22 protein-coding genes are annotated in these 21,313 nt (G+C 40.4%); 2 read left to right on the top strand and 20 right to left on the bottom strand.

The window, feature by feature from the left end; genetic code table 11:
- Together MKY14_RS29090 and MKY14_RS29085 are read right to left on the bottom strand one after the other, a co-directional pair.
- Entirely contained in the window at positions 1 to 1,563 is a 1,563-nt protein-coding gene (locus MKY14_RS29090; RefSeq protein ID WP_340977935.1) for a glycosyltransferase, read from the bottom strand.
- Positions 1,550 to 3,583, bottom strand: a complete 2,034-nt coding sequence (locus MKY14_RS29085; RefSeq protein ID WP_340977934.1) for a glycosyltransferase — start codon at positions 3,581 to 3,583, stop codon at positions 1,550 to 1,552. Before MKY14_RS29085 ends, MKY14_RS29090 begins: the two co-directional genes overlap by 14 nt.
- A gap of 195 nt (positions 3,584 to 3,778) precedes the next feature.
- Between MKY14_RS29085 and MKY14_RS29080 the strand changes: the two genes are divergently transcribed.
- Complete coding sequence (locus tag MKY14_RS29080) at positions 3,779 to 5,269, top strand: CDP-glycerol glycerophosphotransferase family protein (protein ID WP_340977932.1); 1,491 nt, start codon at positions 3,779 to 3,781, stop codon at positions 5,267 to 5,269.
- Between the two features lie 13 nt (positions 5,270 to 5,282).
- Positions 5,283 to 5,672 carry a glycerol-3-phosphate cytidylyltransferase gene (gene tagD, locus MKY14_RS29075; RefSeq protein WP_340977930.1) on the top strand — a complete coding sequence of 130 codons (390 nt, stop codon included), beginning with the start codon at positions 5,283 to 5,285 and terminating at the stop codon, positions 5,670 to 5,672.
- Between the two features lie 40 nt (positions 5,673 to 5,712).
- Here tagD and MKY14_RS29070 read toward each other — a convergent pair whose 3' ends face one another.
- The 18 genes from MKY14_RS29070 to MKY14_RS28985 all read right to left on the bottom strand — a co-directional run bounded on the left by MKY14_RS29070 (position 5,713) and on the right by MKY14_RS28985 (position 21,310).
- A complete protein-coding gene (locus tag MKY14_RS29070; protein ID WP_340977929.1) occupies positions 5,713 to 7,692 on the bottom strand; it encodes a glycosyltransferase in 1,980 nt (659 codons plus the stop codon).
- Between the two features lie 22 nt (positions 7,693 to 7,714).
- Positions 7,715 to 8,044: a hypothetical protein gene (locus tag MKY14_RS29065; protein WP_340977927.1), complete on the bottom strand. Its 330-nt coding sequence runs from the start codon at positions 8,042 to 8,044 to the stop codon at positions 7,715 to 7,717.
- A gap of 11 nt (positions 8,045 to 8,055) precedes the next feature.
- Positions 8,056 to 8,442 (bottom strand): flagellar export chaperone FliS, encoded by a 387-nt coding sequence (gene fliS, locus MKY14_RS29060; protein ID WP_340977926.1) that lies wholly within the window; start codon positions 8,440 to 8,442, stop codon positions 8,056 to 8,058.
- A 20-nt stretch (positions 8,443 to 8,462) separates the two neighbouring features.
- A complete protein-coding gene (fliD, locus tag MKY14_RS29055) occupies positions 8,463 to 9,986 on the bottom strand; it encodes a flagellar filament capping protein FliD (protein WP_340977925.1) in 1,524 nt (507 codons plus the stop codon).
- Positions 9,987 to 9,999: 13 nt separating this feature from the next.
- Positions 10,000 to 10,359, bottom strand: a complete 360-nt coding sequence (locus tag MKY14_RS29050; RefSeq protein ID WP_340977924.1) for a flagellar protein FlaG — start codon at positions 10,357 to 10,359, stop codon at positions 10,000 to 10,002.
- Positions 10,360 to 10,517: 158 nt separating this feature from the next.
- The gene (locus MKY14_RS29045) at positions 10,518 to 11,288 is read right to left on the bottom strand and encodes a flagellin N-terminal helical domain-containing protein (protein WP_340977923.1); all 771 of its coding nucleotides are present in this window, start codon (positions 11,286 to 11,288) and stop codon (positions 10,518 to 10,520) included.
- Between the two features lie 161 nt (positions 11,289 to 11,449).
- Positions 11,450 to 12,193, bottom strand: coding sequence for a glycosyltransferase family 2 protein (locus tag MKY14_RS29040; RefSeq protein ID WP_340977922.1), 744 nt, complete (start codon positions 12,191 to 12,193; stop codon positions 11,450 to 11,452).
- Between the two features lie 40 nt (positions 12,194 to 12,233).
- Positions 12,234 to 12,458 carry a carbon storage regulator CsrA gene (csrA, locus tag MKY14_RS29035; protein WP_340977920.1) on the bottom strand — a complete coding sequence of 75 codons (225 nt, stop codon included), beginning with the start codon at positions 12,456 to 12,458 and terminating at the stop codon, positions 12,234 to 12,236.
- Positions 12,458 to 12,907 (bottom strand): flagellar assembly protein FliW, encoded by a 450-nt coding sequence (locus tag MKY14_RS29030; RefSeq protein WP_340977919.1) that lies wholly within the window; start codon positions 12,905 to 12,907, stop codon positions 12,458 to 12,460. Before MKY14_RS29030 ends, csrA begins: the two co-directional genes overlap by 1 nt.
- Positions 12,908 to 12,992: 85 nt before the next feature.
- Positions 12,993 to 13,901 (bottom strand): flagellar hook-associated protein FlgL, encoded by a 909-nt coding sequence (flgL, locus tag MKY14_RS29025; RefSeq protein ID WP_340977917.1) that lies wholly within the window; start codon positions 13,899 to 13,901, stop codon positions 12,993 to 12,995.
- A gap of 21 nt (positions 13,902 to 13,922) precedes the next feature.
- The gene (flgK, locus tag MKY14_RS29020) at positions 13,923 to 15,506 is read right to left on the bottom strand and encodes a flagellar hook-associated protein FlgK (RefSeq protein ID WP_340977915.1); all 1,584 of its coding nucleotides are present in this window, start codon (positions 15,504 to 15,506) and stop codon (positions 13,923 to 13,925) included.
- Positions 15,507 to 15,522: 16 nt separating this feature from the next.
- Complete coding sequence (locus MKY14_RS29015) at positions 15,523 to 16,023, bottom strand: flagellar protein FlgN (RefSeq protein WP_340977914.1); 501 nt, start codon at positions 16,021 to 16,023, stop codon at positions 15,523 to 15,525.
- Positions 16,024 to 16,035: 12 nt separating this feature from the next.
- Positions 16,036 to 16,323, bottom strand: a complete 288-nt coding sequence (gene flgM / locus MKY14_RS29010) for a flagellar biosynthesis anti-sigma factor FlgM (protein ID WP_036678454.1) — start codon at positions 16,321 to 16,323, stop codon at positions 16,036 to 16,038.
- A gap of 103 nt (positions 16,324 to 16,426) precedes the next feature.
- Positions 16,427 to 16,837 (bottom strand): TIGR03826 family flagellar region protein, encoded by a 411-nt coding sequence (locus MKY14_RS29005; RefSeq protein WP_076124340.1) that lies wholly within the window; start codon positions 16,835 to 16,837, stop codon positions 16,427 to 16,429.
- Between the two features lie 169 nt (positions 16,838 to 17,006).
- On the bottom strand, positions 17,007 to 17,861 hold the full coding sequence (locus MKY14_RS29000) for a ComF family protein (protein WP_256716465.1): 855 nt from the start codon (positions 17,859 to 17,861) through the stop codon (positions 17,007 to 17,009).
- Positions 17,858 to 19,870, bottom strand: coding sequence for a helicase-related protein (locus MKY14_RS28995; RefSeq protein ID WP_340977912.1), 2,013 nt, complete (start codon positions 19,868 to 19,870; stop codon positions 17,858 to 17,860). The genes MKY14_RS29000 and MKY14_RS28995 overlap by 4 nt, the downstream gene beginning before the upstream one ends.
- A 138-nt stretch (positions 19,871 to 20,008) precedes the next feature.
- Positions 20,009 to 20,452: a glycosyltransferase family A protein gene (locus tag MKY14_RS28990; RefSeq protein ID WP_076123908.1), complete on the bottom strand. Its 444-nt coding sequence runs from the start codon at positions 20,450 to 20,452 to the stop codon at positions 20,009 to 20,011.
- A gap of 135 nt (positions 20,453 to 20,587) precedes the next feature.
- Positions 20,588 to 21,310 carry a response regulator transcription factor gene (locus MKY14_RS28985; protein ID WP_036681509.1) on the bottom strand — a complete coding sequence of 241 codons (723 nt, stop codon included), beginning with the start codon at positions 21,308 to 21,310 and terminating at the stop codon, positions 20,588 to 20,590.
- Positions 21,311 to 21,313 lie beyond the last annotated feature (3 nt).

Genomic DNA, 21,313 nt, shown 5'->3' with positions numbered 1-21,313 from the left:
TTAGGCTAATAATTCTTCAATTGCTCTCGAAAGATATATGTCAACAGATTGCTCAATTAACATATTTTCTAAATTTAAATCTTGAAAGAAAACAATGTTATCTAACACTAATTTTATATAGTTACTGATGGCTTCCTTATACATTCGTTCCTCTGTTAAAAAACCACGATTCTTAGATTCAAAGATTAAGTTAAACCATTCACTATTAGTTAAGATTTTATACTTCGGATTTAATTGATTCTGTTCTCCATGCTGTCTGAAATAACTGAGTGGCTCAGATAAATATATAACGTCCCCCTTCTCCATTAAAGAAATCCAACTTGCGAAATCATTCAGAAAAGTGTAACTTTCTCCATGAAAGTAACCAAATTGAGTGAGATCATTTTTACGAAACATTGCCGTGGTCGGTTCTCCCACAGCATTCCAATTTTGGCTTATTAACATAGAACCAAACTGCTTGCCGTTTATAAGAGTATCTTTGTCAAATAATCTTCTAGTGGATGGCTTTGAAGGAATATGTTCGCCGTTTTGATCAATTAGCTCTCGAAATGAAGTCACTAGTGATATATTTTTATTAAGGTAGAATACCTGAACCATTTTTTCTATTTTCTCGTAACTAAATAAATCATCGTCCATGAGATAATTAATATATTCTCCATGTGCACGATCATAAAGTTGGTGCCAGTTGCCTATACCTAAGTTTTCAGGGTTTTTATAATAAAAAATATTATCGTACATTTCTAAATAAGGTGCTATAACTTTCTGAACCTCATCATTCGTACTATCGTCACCAATAATAATTTCAATGTTTTTATACGACTGATATATAGCACTCTGTAAAGCTAGTTCCAAATAATATGGTCTATTGTAAGCTGGAATTAAAATACTGACCAGCGGGTGTATGTCCTTAGAGTATTCATTAAGAAATGCCACCCTCCCCTGTTCAAAGCCTTCAAAAGTCATTGGTCCAGAATCATGAATAACCCATGGGTTATTTTGATTAGCAACACCAACTTCATAACCTCTTCTTATAAACTCTGAACACTGAGCTGCATCATACATATGCCAACCCTTCATCAAATCAGCACGCCACGTAAGATCGTATTGAGTAATAAGAATTAATCCGTCTACAGCCTCTACAGATTCATAATCAGAGGTCACTTCATTGTGTAGGCGTAATTGCATTAGATTATCTTTAGAACTTTCATATGTCTTCCCATATAATTCAGCAGCCTCCCACCATAAACCACTAGGTGGCATCTTCGCCCCCCCCTTAACACCAATTAAAGCAAGGTTGGGATTTTTAGAAAAAAGCAATAACACATCACTTATAAAATCGGGGTTAACAATGAAAACATCTTGATGTAAATAAACTTTATATTTCGCATTCGATTGACTCATTGCCCTATTATAACCATCTGCCATTCCTTCAGCATCACGGATAGATATCATTTCTATTTGGAAATCATCTGGAATTTTTAAAGAACTAATATATCGGACAGATTCTTCATACAGAATTTCATCATCAAAACAAGTAATAAAACACATTTTATTTAATTCCATGATTCATACACCCCTCAATATCCCGCTGTAAGCGAAACACATCTTCATCCGGTCTAGGAATTTTCTTCACAAAATCCAAGGCTTCATTAAAAGCTCCAAATTTATATAATATATAAGCTAGGTTAAATAAAGTATCTTCATTTCTAGGATCAACTGTATAGGATTCTTCCAATAATGGAATTACATTTTCAAACAATCCTGAATTAAAACAATTTATTGCTACACGATTTAATGTCCCTGTTTTATCTACAATATCAACCATTACTGATTTTATAATTTGATTAGTAGAAACTCCATTTTGTTGTAATAAATCTATTAGCTCCATCGAAGAAGTTTCACGTTCCACATTATTTTCAATCCTTCTCAAAAGAAACTTAACTTTTGTATTAGCAATTCTCTTATCATAAATGTCTTTTTCTAACACACCAATCCATTTTATAACATCCTTACTCTTGTCTCTGATCCTTTCAAGCCATTCCAAAGCCTTTTCAATATTGCCCACTGAATGCATAACTGTAGCTAAATTAATAATTGTCAAGTAATTATCATTTTCAAGTTCGTGAGCTCTTGCTAAGTATGGTAGAACGTCATCTAATTTTTCCCTTTCAAAATTAGCTATTCCTAAATAGTTCAATAAAGGAATAGCCACCCCCTCATAGTTATCTATTGATGAAATAATTTGCGTTGTTGAAAAGCGAAGTATTTCGTCCAATACAGCATCACTATAAGTCTGATTCAACATATCAAACAGTCTATGCAATAACTGATGTTTGGGGATGATTCGCGCACTTACCAAGAAACTTGAGACTTCAAACTCCCGAGGCAACTCCTCAACCAAATCTCCAAGTCCTGCAATAATGGAATTATCATACCCCGAAAGATTATCGTTAAATATATAGTCAAAATCCAATTCCTGAAATCCAGCCTTTTCAAAGATAGGAGCAATCTCAGTTAGGTTCCAATAGCGTTTCCCCTCATCTAAGCCTTCTCCTAGCAGTAACTGTCGAACTACACCCAGATAATTTATATTGAATAGCCGAACAAGTAATTTACCCTCATCAGTTAATATCCCTTTCATTAGTGCTATAGTATCTTCACAATATATTCCGGAACTTAGTATGATGCAGTCAAACTTCTCATGAATTAAAGAATTTGAAATCTGACTAAGAGAATAGTATGCAACCTCAGCATTGGGGTACATTTTCATAAGCTTGAATACTGTTGCACTACCACCTTTAAAAAAGCCTACTACTAAAACTTTAAAGGCATTTTTGGTAGGCAAAACAAGCGAATTTATTACGTCGTACTCCATCATAATGTCCTTGACGTTAAAATCCCACTTTCTCTTGAAATTCTTTTCACTGTTATTATCTACGCTTATTTCATTAGTTCCATAATGGTATACATACACATGTCTACACAGCGCCAACCTGTAGCCCTTCTCTTTGATCCGTAAACAAAAATCAATAACTGAGATCTTCCCATTCAGTTCCTCATCAAATATCCTTGTATTTCCCATAACAGATCTTTTAAACAATAGGCAAAAATCAGATAAAGTTACTCTTTCATCCACTGACTTTATTTCATTTAATCCTTTTGAAAAAGAGAGTAACTCTTCCATTGATGTAAATTGAACAGCGTGAGCCTGGTCATCATCAGCAAAATTTGTTAGAGGGCCTACAGCTCCTGTATTGCTATTTTTATAAAGTTCATCCAATAATAGCTCTAACCAGCCCTCAGTTACTAATGTGTCTTCATGCATGATCAGTATAGAATTATACTTAGAAATTTCAATCCCTTCATTTAACGCTGCACTCGTGGATATTACCTCATCAAAAAACAAGGATCTGATTTCCGTTTCCTCAGCCAGCCAACTCCTTGTTTCTAAACAACCACCGCTTTCCACAAGAATTAATTCATAAGATTCTTTTGTAGTAAATCTTCGGATACTATCAATGGATGCCTTCATATATTCAAATTGGTTTGGAAAAACAGCCATAATTATACTTGTCTTTTGCATATATAAGCTCCCCCAATAAACGATACCTTTTAAGATTATATCGGTTATTTTGTCGAATTCATGGAGCTTTCTTCATAAAAATATAATATGAATATTTTAACAACTGCAATAAGGATGGAATCATCTTTATCCTCATAATGAATTAACCGATAAGAAAGTATAAGATAAATAATATTGCTCTAGAAAGGACCACAGATGACTACTAACAAAATCAAAATCACATTATTTCATACCTCTTCATCAGGTTCTAACAGTTACCATTTATATAACGCTGCTCCAGACGCGTTGAGAGCCAAATATGATATTGAATTACTCACATCACAACAAGCCTTGTATAACCGTAATCTCAATAATAGCGATGTGTATATCACTACACATGGTGAACATGCTACGCGGGATGACAAAATAAATATTGAATTGTGGCACGGCTTCCCTCTCAAGGGGATGGCCAAAATGGACAAGCAAGAAACTGCAACGGATGAAAAGATCTCTAACTATTGGTCAAATGTTGATATGATCATGTCCTATTCTTCCTTCTATAACACAGCTATGAATTCTTGCAGTGGAGCACGGATTCAGCAATACCAGATTACAGGTGTCCCACGCAATGATGCCTTGCTTTCAGCAGACGGCCGAGCCAATTTAATACGTGCAATTCCTGAGTATCAAGATTCTGGAGAGAACATTATTTTTTTTATGCCTACATTCCGGAAATCAATTATTAATCCTGATAAAATAGAAGGGGGCAAAAACTTCAGTAATCTTTTTGGATTATCTGAATTTAGTAAGGATCAGCTGCTACAGTTCCTTCGCAAGCACAATAGCATACTTATTATTAAGCTCCATCCTTTTGAAGAGCGTTTCTTCTCTAAGGAATTACAGGAGCTTACTACCGAGAAAGTGTACACATTAAACGAGGAACGGTTAGAAACAGCTGGCTTAGATCTTTATGATGTCCTTAATTCAGCTGATATGCTTCTTACCGATTACTCCTCAGTGTACATCGACTATTTGTTATTAGATCGGCCTGTGATGTTCCTTCCTACTGATCTAGAAGACTATAGGGAAAGTCGTGGGTTATTGCTAGAACCTTATGAATTCTGGACACCCGGACCCAAAATCTCATCACAAAAAGATTTGCAAGAAACCTTTATTCGCTTTCTGAGTGAACCCGAGTGGTACAAGAGTGAGAGAAGTACAATTCTGAATCTATGCCATAAATATCAAGATAACCATTCATCCGAAAGAATCTGGAATCTTATTGATTCTTATGTTCAGGACAACACCGAATTAATTTATCATAGACGAGAAAAATCACTGCAGCATTGGCAGATGCAACAGCAGGTTAAGAGCATGATCCAAGGGATCATCGATCAAGGCCATCTTGCGCAGGGCAATGAAGCTATACAGAATTATCTTGAGAGCAATTCAGCAGATCCAGACATCTTTTCCATGAATGGGATGCTTCATTTATTAAACAATGATCCTCAAGAAGCAATTCATACGTTTCAAGCTGGTCATAAGCATTTCCCATGGGACGAAGATATTTTGTACAATTTAGGATATGTCTTTGAATTGCTAGGCGATAAGACAGAGGCCATTAGGCATTATGAAGAAGCTCTTCGATTAAGTTCCAGAGTGGAGATGACAGAACTTCTAAGAGAAAAGCTAAAATCTATAACTTGAACAGGAGGCAGCTATGAAAAAAGTAATTACTTATGGCACGTTTGACCTCCTGCATTACGGGCACATTCTTTTATTTCAACGGGCTAGGGCACTTGGTGATCATCTTACTGTAGCTCTTTCTACTGATGAATTTAATACCATCAAACAGAAAGTTGCATATTTCTCTTATGAAGAACGTAAAATGATGCTGGAAGCCATTAAATACGTGGATGAGGTTATTCCGGAACAATGCTGGGAACAGAAAAAATTGGATATCGCAAAATACAATATTGATGTATTCGTTATGGGAGATGATTGGCATGGAAAATTCGATGAACTCAAGCCTTTTTGCGAAGTCATTTATCTCGAAAGAACACCTGATATCTCTACAACTTCCATTAAAACAAATTTAAAACTAAAATAAATTTAAAAAGGCACATCCATTATAGTGGACGTGCCTTTTCTCATCTTATTCCAGACGTTTGTTTTTCTTTTGTTAAGAACTCTTTCACGAACGAAATATCGATAAATTCTGAGCATTCATCCATAAATTGATCGATATAAGAAAACTTGGATTCATTATCAGCATGTTTGATTAAAGAATAGTAAAGATGCTTCGAAGAAGGGTTCTGCTGTACAGCTGCACTAAGAAATTCAATGGCATCCTGATAATAGTGTTGATTGGCATGATACATTCCCAGGTTGACCAGGCTGGATAAATCCAACCGTTGTTCCGCGAGCAGTATTGAATAATAGTTCATCGCCAGCTCGGTAAGACCTAAATTAAAGAAATAATTAGCCAACTGATTAATCAGTTCCGGGGTTTTCAATACATGGATAAATTTATCGAAATTCTCATAATCCTTTATCAAGAATAATTGTTTAGCTACTGAAAATAAATTATCAGCATATTGGATCAGCATTTGATCTTCATTGCCAAGATTACCTTGAATAAAAGAACCTATAATTACAGTTAAGTCATCTAGACTCTTATTTTGATACTGCTTAGCAACGTCTTGAAGTTTGGAGGGATTGTTCCATTTAATAGCCCCTACAGCTAATTGAATCCAAGCTTGAAACTGATTTTTATACACAGATTGATGCAAATCTGAATAATCTAACCAAGCTTTCTCATCTTCCATTATAATTGCATACCGCAATAAATCTAATGAACTAAGGTTTTCTAGTGTGCTCAACAGGCCGGCATAATAACGGACTAAACCAGCTTGCCCCAGTACAAGTGAAACTTTAAATAATAACTCGCAGTCAGAAGTATTAGTAACATCATAAATTTTATTTAACAATTTGGTTACTTCATCTTGGCTTTCATGCTGGCACAACCACTCTACCAACTTTAATAACACTTGCGGATTCCTGTTATTTTTATGAAGAAGCTTTGATAACCAGTAGATGGCCTGCTTACTCTCACTCAGTCTAAAGTATATCCCTACCAACTGCTGTACGGGAGTCTCGAAGCTATACATCGGATCGACCAGCCAGATTTCCTGATCTTTAGTAGCACGTTCTTCCGCGATTCTGACGGCTTTAAGATAGCACTCTTCCGCTTGTTTAAAGAAACCCATCGTTTCATATTGAATACCCTTAATCGTATAATAGTCAGCGTATTCATTAAATATAACCAACTTATTTGTGGTCCACTCATCCACCAATTGCAAACGATTTTCTTGGAAGTACAAACTAATCAGTCCTATTAAGCAATGCGGGTACCATGCCAAACTGGAGGAATCATCCACTAATGCTCGTTCATAACAGCGGATAGCCTCTTCCTCATTTTTTGCATACCGGTACTGGTTGCCCAAGGTAAACCAATCGTATTCACTCATCCTATCGTCTTTTTTCATCGTGTTAAAAATAGACATGTTACGTTCATGCTTATTCTTTTCAATTAATCTTTTCGTTTGATATCCTGTATGATAAATATTCATAGCAATTTTTTTATGGAAAAGCTCACCTTGGGTATCTCTTGTCAATTGCTCATGAATGGGCCTTTCAAAATATATCCCTTTAAAATTAGGGAATAAGCGAGTTACTGGTGCCGTGGTCATCTCATCATCTGATTCTTTATCTCCTGTGAAATTGATAACTGGCAGAGTATATGCAAGGTGGCCAAGAGGCTCCTCTCTCTCTAAAAAATCATTCCACAGACTGAATTCTTCCTTAGCCAAATACTCATCAGCATCGAGCACTAATATCCATTTTCCTGATGCATGACGAATAGATTCATTCCTAGCCGCAGCAAAATCATTAGACCAAGTATAATCAAACAGCAGTGCAGAATATTCTTTTGCAACCTGTTTAGTACGATCAGTTGAACCTGTATCCACAACAATAATTTCATCTGCAATGCCTTGTATACTATCCAGGCAGCGGGGCAGCAGCTCCTCTTCGTCTTTAACAATCATGCAAACGCTTAGACGCTTCATGTGAATAACCCCAACCTTTTTATTATTTCTTATGATCTACATAAAAACTATCTACATTGTAAGCAGCACCGTAAGCATTTTTCTGTTCTCTGATTGCTCCTTGTTTGGATAACCACGTACTCGCTTCATTTTTAAAGCATTGCATTTTAGATAGAATTAATTGATCGTATTCTCCAAGTCTGGTTAAACGCTTGTAGTGATCATTTGAAAGGACTTCCTCTAATTCTATCATCTGTAGTACTATTAATTCTCTTTGTTCAGAAAATACAGCGAGATCTTCATAGCTAGCATGCTCAATGCTCTGAAGCAAACTTGCTGTAATGGTCTCAAGCTGTCCTATGAAAACCTCCATTGGAGTTCTCATTAGCTTTGTTCAGTGGCGGCATTTAATGACTTATTAGCAGCATCCCATGCTTCTCGCAACTCTAACAAATAGGACACAACCTCATCTGCCGGTCTAGTAATTTTTTTCATATTAGCACTAATAAGCTGGTGAATCATATACTCATAAACCTGGTAAAGCGTCTTGGCGATGGGATAATCATAATTTAGCGCTGCGATCAACTCATGAATTACAGCTTGAGCTTTGCATAAATTGATGTTTGCCTTCTCATAGTTCTTCTCTTGGATTGCGGATATTCCTACTCTAGAAAAACGAATCGCACCATCATAAAGCATCAGCAGAAGTTGGGCTGGTGAAGCTGTATGCAGTTGGGTCTGTTGATATTTTTGGTGGGGTGATGTAATCAAAAGAAATCTCTCCCTTTTTATTAAGATAACATACTGGTCAAGCTGGACGAAGTGCTATTGTATTTATTCATAGCAGTCTCCATTGCGGTAAACTGTTTATAATATTGGGTTTCTTTCATCGTAAGCCTTCTGTTCAAATCAGCAATCCTCGTCTCAAAAGCTCTCAATTGGTCGCCCATCTGGCTTGTAACCAAAAATGAGGTTGTCAGGTCACTGCTTATCCGCGATGTTCCTGCCTTGTCATACATTGAGGATAAAGCTACATTATCGATCTTTCTCAATCGATTGAAGAGACCATCACTTGGTGTGTAGTCTGTTTTGTTCGAGGTATCCGTCTGCCCTAACAAAGCATAGACATCCTCAGCATTGGACTCTAAGGCAGTACGCAGTTTGGTCTCATCAAGAATCAGTTTCCCTTTTTCACTGTAGTTTCCTGTTGTAATGCCTATCTGTGTAATATTCATTTTTTTTCCGTTAACCAGTACATCACTGATCATTGCGGTTCTCATATCCGCCAAGGCCTTGTCTATTATTGAGTCACCTTTAAGCATACCGCTTTTAGCTTTATTCTCCCAAAGAGTAATCTCATCTTCTTTCATATCCGCTTTTTGCTCTGTACTTAAAGGTAAGAACGTTCTGAATCGTTCTTCAGATGTCTTTTGATTGAGTGTCGCAATGGTTGCATTATAAGACTCTACGAATGCTTTAATTGATTCAACCATTTTATCGACATCCTGGGTCACCTCAATTTGACTGGTTTGTCCTGTGGGAGTAGTTCCAGTTAAGGAGATTTCAATGCCGTTAATAGTAAACCTATTAGAAGATTGAGTTGTTGTAATTCCATTAATTACAACGGATGCATCTTGTCCTTGTGTTACCTTTGATGTATTAAATTCAAATCCCTCATTCAGAAGTGCACCGGTCAGGACAATAGCCTTATCTCCGGTTTCTTTGCGGGTTAAAGACATGCGGCCTGTTGTTGAGTCATAAACCGCAGTGACCCCTGCGTCTTTATTACTGTTGATCTTGTTAATTACAGACTCAATGGTATCTGAGGGTGAAAATGTTATTGTCGCAGCCGTTTCTCCAGGCACTCCTGTTCCTATAGTGATGCTTGTTTCACTACCGGAATATATGGATGAGATAGGCTGGGATGAAGCAACCCCCGCATTTTTAGGAGTACCTGTAGAAGATCCATCAGCAGCTTTGTAATCATTGGAAGCTATTGAAGTAGCCTTCGCCAGACTATTTACTGAGATATTCAATACTGAATTCGTGGCTGCTCCCGTTGCTTTCGCTGTTACAACACCCGTTGCTCCAGTAACCGTTGCTTTTTTAGAGTTAATAGCCTCGGCTTTATTTAAAGTAGACAACTTCTCATTAAAACTAACTAAGGTTGTACTAACTGTTCGGTACCCTTCTCTTTTCCATTCCAATAGTTGTTTCTGCTGGTTCAATTTGTCCAAAGGAACTTTTGCTGCTGTCATTAATTGCTTTACCATTGCGTCAATGTCCATACCTGAAGATAGTCCGCTAATTCTCATAATAGCCTCCTTTTTATACTCTCTCGTCTACAATAATTCCGCTCAGTTCCATCAAGTTTGCAGCTACATCAAGTAACTTTTCTGAAGGTATCTCTCTTATCAGGTCACCTGACTGTTTATCGAACACCTTGACCATAATTGCATGTGTCTGTTCGTGGATGGAAATTTCAAACGTTTTCTCAGGTCCCTGTACTGCCCTAATTGCTTTCTCCAATTGTTGAATTATTTGTTGTTTTTCGACAGATTGGGTGGCTATGGTGATAATTCCCTTGTCACCTTTAATTGAAACATCATTTTCATTACTGCCCTTCGTTGGATATACGACACCCGATCCGGCAGTAGAACTTGCTCCTGGTACAATTTTGTGGCTCAAGGCCCATACCTCCTCATTTATGTGAGTAGTCATCTAGTCAGTTTATGTTTGTTACTTTATATATCGGATTATCCAGAAGGAATATGTAGTAAGGTTTGATATGAAATAAAGAAAAGAGACCTTGAATTTCAAGGCCTCTTTCCAAAAAGAAGTATAGATTAACGAAGTACAGACAAGATACCTTGTGGAGCGGAGTTTGCTTGAGCCAGCATAGATTGCGAAGCTTGCAGCAAGATGTTGTTCTTGGAAAGAGCAACCATTTCTTTAGCCATATCAGTATCACGGATACGGGATTCTGCAGCAGACAAGTTTTCTACTGTTGTACCAATGTTGTTGGAAGTATATTCCAAACGGTTTTGTACAGCACCGAGCTTAGCACGTTCAGTCGATACTGCATTAATTGCATCTTCGATCTTAGAAAGACCAGAGCTGGAGCCCAGAGTACTGAAGCTAGTAGTTGTAATTTTCCCAATTGTAATAGAACCAGTTGCTTTATCATTGACTGTAATTGTAGCACCTTTAGTAATACTGATACCATTAAAAGTAGTCTTAGTCATGATATTATCAATTTGTTTACCCAGTTCAGACAACTCTTCATTGATATTGCTCTTATCATTAGAGCTATATGTTCCACTGGATTTTTGAACGTTCAGTTCTTTCATACGAGTCAGCATCGAAGATACTTCGTTCATTGCACCTTCAGCAGTTTGTACGTATGAGATACCATCTTGAGCATTACGTTGTGATTGCTCCAGACCACGGATTTGACCACGCATGGATTCGGAGATGGACAAGCCAGCTGCATCGTCAGCTGCACGGTTGATGCGCAGACCGGAAGACAATTTCTCCATGTTTTTGCTTGTTGCTGATGTGTTCAGCCCCATGTTACGGTGTGTGTTTAATGCCGGAATATTGTGATTGATAATCATTTGATATTTCCTCCCTGAAATGGTTTTATTCCCACGTCCATGTGGTATTAGCGTCTTCACAGGTCGGCCGCCCTGAAGAATTACCGCTCTAAACTATATATCGACTTAATGAAGAGAATTGTTTAGAGTAATTTCATAAATCTTCTACTTTTTTTATTTAATTAATTCAGATCTTCTTTTGACCGCTGAATCCATTTAATTAGTTCTATGCTTTTTGCTTTGGTTTCAGCAATGTCTAAGTATCTTCTCGCCTTGTCCTTATCCACAACACTCATCTCTCTGCCAAGATGGAGCCATAATCTAGCATTATCATTATCTTCTTTCAGGCTTTCAATCAGCATATTTAAGTTACGCTTCTTTTTTTCTTTTAAATCGATAAAATTGATATCATAACCATCGTGCAGAAGATGGATATCACTTTGGATTCTCTTTAAAGTACCAAATGAGATCTGCTCATGAATTTTATCTTCGTATCTCAATTCACTTGGGAATAACCGTACATATCCATTCGATATAGATTCAGTAATAATACCATCAACTGTATTATCATAGACAATATCAAAAACGGCCTGCTCGTTTTTCTTATTCATTCTATTAACATATTCTCTAACCTTGGGCTGATCCTGTTCAGGCAACACATCGTCAGAATCAACAATGAAAACCCAATTATTAGTCACCTTAGATAAAGAATAATTTCTGGCTGCTGAAAAGTCATTTATCCAAGCAAAATGAAATAATTTGACGTGATCATGTTTGTTTTGATAGGACTCTATGATGGCTACGGTTCTGTCTGAAGAGCCTGTATCCACCACTATCACCTCATCCACTGCATCTACAATGCTATCCAAACATCTGGCCAAACAGCGCTCAGAATCTTTTACAATTAAAGCAGCCGATACTCCCATATCTACTCTCTCCCATAAAAGAAATATTTCTCAAACATATCTATTCTTTAAAACCCAACATAGCTTTCTGGATAGCCTCCAAATCCATGACTGCATTCTGATTATTCTGCTGGATGGCGTCAAAGATCTCCTTGCGATAAATATCGATATCTTTAGGAGCCGAAATACCAATCTTAACAACATCTCCTTCAACAGATAATACTGTAACTACAATATCATTCTGAATGATAATAGATTCACCTTTTTTACGTGTTAGTACTAACATCAGGACTCACCGCCTTCATCACATTTTACAGAATCTGGCCATAAAAGATGTCTGGTTGTATATGTTGTATTCTGTAGTACAATCTGCTTGCCTTTACTATCAACTGTGTTAAAAATAAGCGGAGCCAGCAGATTCACCGACACCTTTCGTCGATCGCTGTGCCAAGTGACTATGCAACGCACAGAAACTTCCTCTTTGTTATTCACTTTGATCTCTTTAATCGTATCCTCTGGAAGAACAAATTCGTAATCTTGATAGAACTCAAAGGGATTAACTGTTATAAAAGTTACTTCCGGTTGATCTACTGCGCATAGCAAGCTAAATGTATCATTGTGTACCTTAAGTGAAAATTTTTTTAATTCTTCAAATCCGGGCAAACCCTTGGAAAATATATATATAGGTTCATTCGTATCAATAGAATTATTCTGAATAACATGTTCTTGCATCATTATCTCATCCTCCTCGGAATACTCACAAAAGAAGCTATGGACTGCTTTGTCCATAGCTTCTCACTACTATTTCAAAGAATCAAGTCTATCTCATGAAATCCATCAGTGAAGGTTGTAATATTTGAGCAGATGATTTTAAAGCAGCTTCATAAATCGTCTGACTGGTCGTAGCTTTAATCATTAAGCTGGCAATATCCGCATCCTCCGTCTTGGATTGCAGTGTCGTTAGATTTAAGTCTCTGTCATCCAGACGGGCCTGAACAAGTTCAACTCGGTTTGTTCTTGCCCCCACTTCAGATAGACAAGACTGCATTTTAGAAGATCTAGATTCTATATTAGCTGATTGAGCAGATATAGTCGTAACATCACCACTGTTTAGTGCTGCAATCAAATCATCCATTACCTTGAAAATATTATCACTATCAGTAGAACTGCCAAAAAAGTCATTACCCGCTGTATTTACCTGAAAAGTTGATTGATCCCCTATGGCATATTTAACCGCCCCAGAATCTGTATCAATTTGAGAAAAATTCGTTATTGTACTAGATAACTCATAGGGAACCTGATCATAATTTTGACCATTAAAAATATATTTACCTCGGATTTGAGCATTTCCGATGTTACCCATTTGCTCTTTAAGCTGATCAACCTCCAGTTTAATTGCATCTAAACCAGATTGCGGAAGTGTTCCATTTGCTCCTTGTACAGTAAGCTCTTTCAATCGTCGCATTACTTCCGTTGCTTGTTGCATAGTTGAGTCCGTAAAATCCAACCAACTTACAGCAGAATCCGCATTGGACTGAAACTGCTCGTTAGAAGCCAGTTCTGCTCTATAGCGAAGGGCATAAGTTACGCCAACCGGATCATCGGATGGTTTATTGATCTTACGGCCGGTAGAGATTTGATTCTCCAAATTACTCATGTTACTGTAGTTTCTATTTAGATTGCTGAGTGTCTGCATACTCATCATACCTTGTGTCACCCGAATAGACATATCAACCCCCCCTTCCATATATTAGAGACCTACTCTTCCAGTTCCATTAATTAGTTTATTTAGTAATTCATCAAACGAAGTCATGAAACGAGAAGCCGCACTATAGGCATGTTGAAATTTAATCAAATCGGTCATTTCTTCATCCAAAGATACACCACTAATCGACTGTCTATTCAGGTCCACTTGTTCAGTTAGTTGTTCTGCATTCGCAGTTTGACGTTGTGCTTCCTGCGTTTGAACACCTAATTGTCCTACGATAGAGCTAAAGAAATCATCAACTGAGCCCGGTGTTGACAATGCGTTACCAAAGTCGAATTTAGCAATTTTTAATCTCGCCATAGCCAATGCCATATCATTATTTCCAATCACTACCTTCTCATTTGCTGTACCAGCACCTGTCACACGCATTGAAGTAGATATTTTATTAGGATCGTTTGAAATAACAGGATTTAAAGTGATATTTCCAGCCGTAATCGCTCCCCCATCTTTAGATGTAAAGAGGGGTAGTCCCGTCTCAGGCGTAGTACCACTAACCGTGTAACCCAGTTGTAGTAACCCGTTAATTCCTTTAACCGTTACTTTAGTGTCAGCGGTCAACGTTCTGTTATTATTGGCATTGGAGTAAGTAACCGCTGTTCCATTAGTTCCGGTATTAAGTACCGTGCCTTCAGGAAGAACTGTACCTGCAGGCAGTGTTATTTCAACTTCACCGCTAGCCAGTGTACTGGCTAATTGATCCATTTGACTTTTATAGTCTGCTACATACTTATCCTTAGACATAATCAATCCGTACACTTCACCGCCGGTAAGCGTACCACCATCATATGCTGATTTTAGACTTTCTGCCGATACTGTTGCCGTTACCTCACCTCCGGACACCACTAATTGTCCGCCAATTGTAACTTGATAACCATCACTCAGTTGAGCAACCTGAACGTTGGCTATTTTCGAAAGTTTATCTATTGCCAGATCCCGTTGATCGCGGAGATCATTTGGATTGTCTCCCAGCCCCTCCAGCTTTGTGATGCTATTATTAAGATCCGCTACAGTCTGCAAAAGGGAATTAGACTCTGACGCCTTCAACGAAATACTAGTTGTCAAATCAGAGGTCAGTGCGTCCAATTGTGTACTCATCTGGTTCATAGCATCGGTCAGAGCTTTCGTAGTTTCACTGACGATCTTACGATTCGTGATATTCTCAGGGTCTTGACTCAAGTCAGACCATGCACTCCAGAAATTATCTAAAACCTTACGTAGTCCCGTATCCGACGGTTCGTTCATGAGTGTTTCAAGCTTCTGTAAAGTATCAAACCGAACACTCCAGCTGCCGTAATTTGAGTTTTCATTTCGATATTGATCATCCAAATAACTCTGTCTTACCCGTTCAATCGAATTAAACTCAACTCCTGTACCCATTTGACCAGCTGCTGTTGATCTCAAGAAGCCGTAAGCTTCCATAGGAAGAGATGCTTGCATTTTAACAATTTGTCTGGAATAACCCTCTGTGTTTGCATTAGAGATATTATGTCCTGTCGTATTCAAAGCCACCGTTTGGGTATTAAGGCTTCTCTTAGCGGTTTCTATACCATGAAATGTTGAGACCATCTTCTATTCCTCCAAATTAGGCTCGAGTATCGAAAAGCCCGGAGCGCTTTGCTCCAACCATTTTTTCCGCCGGATGATGATAAGTGGCTTCTGATTCTGAGTAATAAGACATGCTTTCTATCGAAAAATCTATATAAGAGAGTGCCTGTTGAAGTAACTGCTGGTTCAGTGTATTAGCATCCTTAAGTTTCTGCAATGTACCTGATAACTTGTGCTGTGACTGTTGTAGTTGCTGCTTTTCTTCAAGATCAAACACAAGCCTAGACAACTCTGTCAAATTCAGATTTAGGTTGGAACGGATTCCAATATCCCGTAAAAAGACAAAGGTAGCTTGCTTACGCTCTTCTTCAAGGTGCTCAATGAGCTTCACAAATTTGGACTCTTTATTAAGGATTTGAATAAGTACTTCAACCTTATTTTCTTTGATAGCTTGTTTCTTGTCTGCGGCCAGAGTCAGCATTTGATTATGCACTTCGTCCAGCCGCTCCAATAATTCCAGCAATGTCGTCAATGCCATGGATGTTTTCACCTAATTCTCGGAGGATTGCTTAAAGTAAGGGGCGAGTTTCTCTGCTAGCTTAGATGCATCAACTTGATAGGTACCTGCGGAGACCTGCTGCTTTAGATTGTCGATCTTAAGTGCGCGTTCTGGATCATTCTTGCCAGTGTTTTGTGCTTGCAAGAGTTGAATCGCTTCATCAGAGATCGAAACCTCATCCTTGCGTGTGCTTTTCTTCATTTGTTCCTGCCTTTGCGCTTCCGCGCTGCGTTGATACGGATTAATCGCGTTAATTCGTCCGGTCTCGTTAATTTTCATAACTTCCACCTTCCTTCTAATATAAAAAAGCCGATAATCTTTACTAAGTTTATCGGCGTAGACTGAAACATTCTTTATAGCTGCAAACGTTTTTTTGCAGATTTTATAGGTCACGCAGCTTATCTATGGCACGATATGCACCATCAGATGTCTTTTTAGTAGTATCCTCAGCAGAATTTTCCTTGACAGCATTCGTGAGATCTTTCCTGAGCCGGCTACGACAGCTGTCACACATATGGCCATCCCGAATCAGTGTACCACACACTTCGCAAGGGTACATCATATTGGGTGCATTAGCTATAGAAATCCGGCCTTCGCGAATAAAGCGGGTAATCTCTTTAATAGAAATCCCCGTAGCATCGGAGAGCTCCTGAATGTTGGTTCCTTTGTTTTCCCGTAAATAATTCACGCAGATCTCATATTCATGCTCCAGCTCTTTGATACAGGCCGAGCACAACCCCATAAGATTCTTGACAAACAACCGGCCGCACCTTGGACAATTGTCTAGATTCATAACAAGCAGCCGCTCCTCTCCGTACATTCTGTGCAATGCATAATATTCTTATGCTCCTAGATTACATGATTGCAAGGAATTCGTCTATGGGACAGAAGAAACGCTACCAACCGCAACTAATCCTTAATGGAATGGATATAGCTGTTCACAATCATGCATTTTTCGCGTTTTAGGAACGCGCCCAGGTTAGGCTATAGATTTCTGCAGCATAATCATAGTTAGAAACCATTTGTTTTAGAATTTCGGCACAAGCACGAATCGTGCTTCCGGTTGTATAGATATCATCAACAATAATAATTCGAATAGGACGGCTTATAGGTGAGTTATCTTTCAGCCAATCCTTAAATAGTGTGGAGACTGCCGGATTTGCTCCAAAAGCATTCTTCATATCTGCCAGTCTCTCCGCACGTCCTTTAAAGCTCTGCTTACCTGTATGATGTGTACGAATTAGTAGCGGTAGCTGTGGAATCTTTCTATGCCGAGATAGGACATCGGCCAATCTTTCCGCTTGATTAAAGCCCCGTTCTAGAAGCCTGGTATCACTGACAGGTACCGGAACTAATAAATCAGCTGACCAAAGGCTGTTTTTTATGTACCTTTTATGTTGAATAAGATGAAAAAAAGATGCTTTCTGAGATAAAAGAGCCCCCTGCTGCTTTTCCTCCTTTAGGGTTAAATATGCCCTATCCAGCATGAGTCCAAGCAGAGGGGCATATCGTTCATTCCCGCGATATTTATATTGACCGAGCCATTCTCTCATCTCATTAGTGTAGGCTACCGCACTCCGGTTACATACAATGGGTGAGGGCTCAGCGCTGCGAGTGCAGTCTGGACAGCCTACATGCCGCCCACATATCAAGCAACGTGGAGCGCGTATCCAAGGAATGGATTCCGCACAATTCTTACAGATACCAGGCAGCTGTGAGGACTGTGGGCTGTGCTTCCCGCAGGTTAGACATTGAGGCACGGAGGGGGTAAGGAGGAAAGACAGGGATTTTCGGAACCTTGTAAGCTTGGTATTCATATAGCCCCACCTTTACGAATATATCCTTGGCGGCGAGCAATGATATTCATAGTACGAATCTGAGCAATCGCTCCACGCTGGGATCGGCTCCACTGAGGGGAGGCAAATACAACATGGCCATCAGGATCATCTTTAGAACGACCAGCACGGCCTGCCATCTGTACCAAAGAGGCTTCGTCAAAAAGACCACTGTCTGCATCCAAAATAAATACGTCACTGCGTGGCACGGTAACTCCCCGTTCCAGGATCGTAGTAGTCACTAACAAAGAGATGATACGGTTGCGAAAAGCAGTTACCTTTTCTGCCCGAAATGAATCCTTGGACGAGGTGCCTTCAATAACCACGCCGGGAAAGCTACGACGAAGTAGTATCAGCAATCCTTCGATATGAGCTATTCGAGACACAAATAGAAAAATTTGTGCTTTTCGCTCCAGTGACTTTTGAAGATTTTGTATAAGCGATCTTGGCAAACTTCCACGCTTTAGACAGGTCAGAACCGAGGGTATACTCAAATGCTGCGGGATAGGCAAGGGATGACCATGGAAGCGGACAGGCACTCTGGCATGTGGAAGCTTGCCTAACCGGACCAAACGCTGCATTTCTTGTGGTGGAGTAGCTGATAAATAGATGAAAGAGCCGTCCACTTTACAGGCTTGTTCAGCGGCATAGGCCAACATAGGATCATTGTGGTAAGGAAACGCATCCAGCTCGTCGATGATTACGAGATCAAAACCTTGATGGAAGCGCAGGAGCTGATGGGTGGTCGAGAGCGTTAAGCGACCGCTCACCCAGCGATCTGCGCTGCCGCCATAGAGTACGGCGATAACCTCCGCCGGAAAAGCCCGGGCGAGCCGCGGCACGAGCTCAAGTACGACGTCGCGTCGCGGCGTCGCTACCAGCGCCCGCCCTCCGGCGGCGAGCACTGCCTCTAGGAGCGGGAAGGTCATCTCCGTCTTCCCCGCTCCCGTTACCGCCCAGAGCAGAAACCGCTCTGGGCATGAAGTGGCGGAGCGCTTGCGCGGCTCCGCCAGAAAACCCAGCGCAGCGCCAGCGGCTCCCGCCTGCGCTGGGCTCAGCCCCCACCGGCCTGCGGCCGCGGCGGGGTCAAGGGCGGCCGTGCATCGCACGGCCGGAAGTGCTGCGCTGCACAGCAGCAGCGCACAAGCCCGGCTGCGCCCAAGCGCGAGGCAGGCCTCGCAATAGGCGCAGCCCATTAGCCCGCACGCGGCGCATGCCGTGCGGCCGGTGGGCACGCTGCCGCAACGCAGGCAGCGCGAAACCGCGCGGCGAGCGACAGCGCCGCGCCACAATAAGTGCGGCAGCCTAGCCGCCGCACGCATCATAACGCCAGCACCCGCAGGGAGCTGGCGGGCCCGCGCCCCGTGCGTAGCCAGGGTCGCACTGCCTACGGCGGCTGTAAGCAACAGCCGCCCCTGCAGATGTGCCAGTTGTGCCGCCTGGCGCCAGCAACCTCCTAGCTCTGGCAATTCTTCTACCAGCAGCGCTTCTACTTCCGGCTCCAATAAAGAGCGCCCGGCCACAGCCCGCAATAATTGTTCTGAATCCGATTCTAGTAATCCAGATTGAAAATCCTCTTTTTCACACCAATCGTATCTTTCATTCTTCTTATTGTCCTGATCTATTCCGAAACTTGATTCATTAGGCTTCCATATGAATATTCCATCATTCAACCACTGAGCCTCCCACAGTCCCCCTGCCTCTTTCTCCTCTCTCAACTCAGCCTCAAGCATACTATTAATATATTGCCCCCACTCCTTAATCCCCCAGGTGCCCATTGCGCTTCTTTGTTTAAAGTTGTCCCGGAGCTTCACAGCCCAACCTAGCGGCAACGCAGAAGAAAGCAGAACCAAACTATTCGCCGCTAAGGAACTCCCAGCTTTCTTCTCCGGTCTAGCTACAGACCACCACCATCTATCCACGCTAAGATCTAATGAAATTTCAACCCTCCAGCTCCCCCTGCATTCCACAGCATATACAGCGACTTGCATAATAATCCCTCCTACCTCTCGCTTGTACTTAGCAACTCCATATTTGATCCCAAATTCACGACTCCGTCTCCCCAAACGCAAAAAGCACACTCCCCCAGTTCTTGGAGAGTGTGCTTCACCCGTTACTTACATATTTACTTAAGATCTGTTGCGCTTTGATTCGCATCCCCTACTTCCTGCCATCCCCATAAAAGGCAGCGATACAGACTGCCCTGACAGCCGCAAGTCTACTACAATTCCTTCATGCTGCAATTCTTCACTCATCTGAAGAGAGTACATAGATGTTGCAAGATCGATAGAGCAGCCGCTAGCGGCCATTTTGGAAACTATCCCAAGTGTTCCATCGCTCGAACCATCATCCATGAACGTTACTCGCAATCGTTTTCCGGTTAGAAGAGCTTGAAATGTCAGTGCCCGAATGTACCATTCCACAACAGATTCATGATTGCGGGTAATAAAAATATAATGAATCCATTTTCCGGACTGCGGTGTTTTACGCACCTTCTGCCGGTTATGCAACATATGAATCATCACTGCAGCGGATACATAAACAACCGCAATCCATATCAACTGGGCTACCATGGAGATGCACCTCCTCTGTATACCAACACTATATGCCGGCATTAAAAGGTCGGTGACTGCCTAGAACACCCATCAGGGAAGCAAGCTGTGTCTACTTAATTTCTTTCCTATATGTAACGTATTACTGTGAAGCTTCTACAAGGTTACCCAGCCATATTTAATCGAATTAATAACAGCTTGAGTCCGATCATCCACTTCCATTTTTTGCAAAATACTGCTAACATGGTTTTTAACTGTTTTTTCACTAATGAATAAATATTCACCAATCATTTTGTTGCTCTTACCTTCAGCCATTAGACGCAGCACTTCTGCTTCACGACGGGTCAGAGGATTGTTGTCGCCAGCAATAAATTTAACACCAGCTTCCTTCACCACTGTATCTGTAGTTACACCAGTCTCGTTAAGGTAAGTCATACGCCGCAATTGATTGATAAGCTTTCCAGTAACCTTTGGATGGATAAAGGCATGTCCTTCACAGACCGAACGAATGGCATTAATAAGGGATTCAGCCTCCATATCCTTCAATAAATAACCATTGGCGCCCTTACGAAGGGTCTCAAATACATAACTCTCATCATCATGAATGGATAAAATAATTACCTTAACCTCCGGGAACATTTCCCGAAGTTTTTGAGTGGCTTCTACGCCGTTCTCAACAGGCATATTGATGTCCATCAATACGATGTCCGGTTTAGTCCCGTTACAAAACTCTAATACCTGAATACCGTCGCCGCACTCCCCTATGACCTCGATATCCTCCTCCATATTCAAAATGCGTTTCAGCCCTTCACGAAAAAGCTGATGATCATCCGCCAAAAGAACCTTAATGGGCGTTTTACTAGAGTTTAAGTTCTCCATCAC

The sequence above is a fragment of the Paenibacillus sp. FSL R5-0887 genome, from assembly GCF_038002305.1.
GTDB lineage: Bacteria > Bacillota > Bacilli > Paenibacillales > Paenibacillaceae > Paenibacillus_AQ > Paenibacillus_AQ odorifer.
The sequence above is the reverse complement of the archived record's forward strand: the minus strand, read 5'-3'. Positions and strand labels throughout refer to the sequence as shown.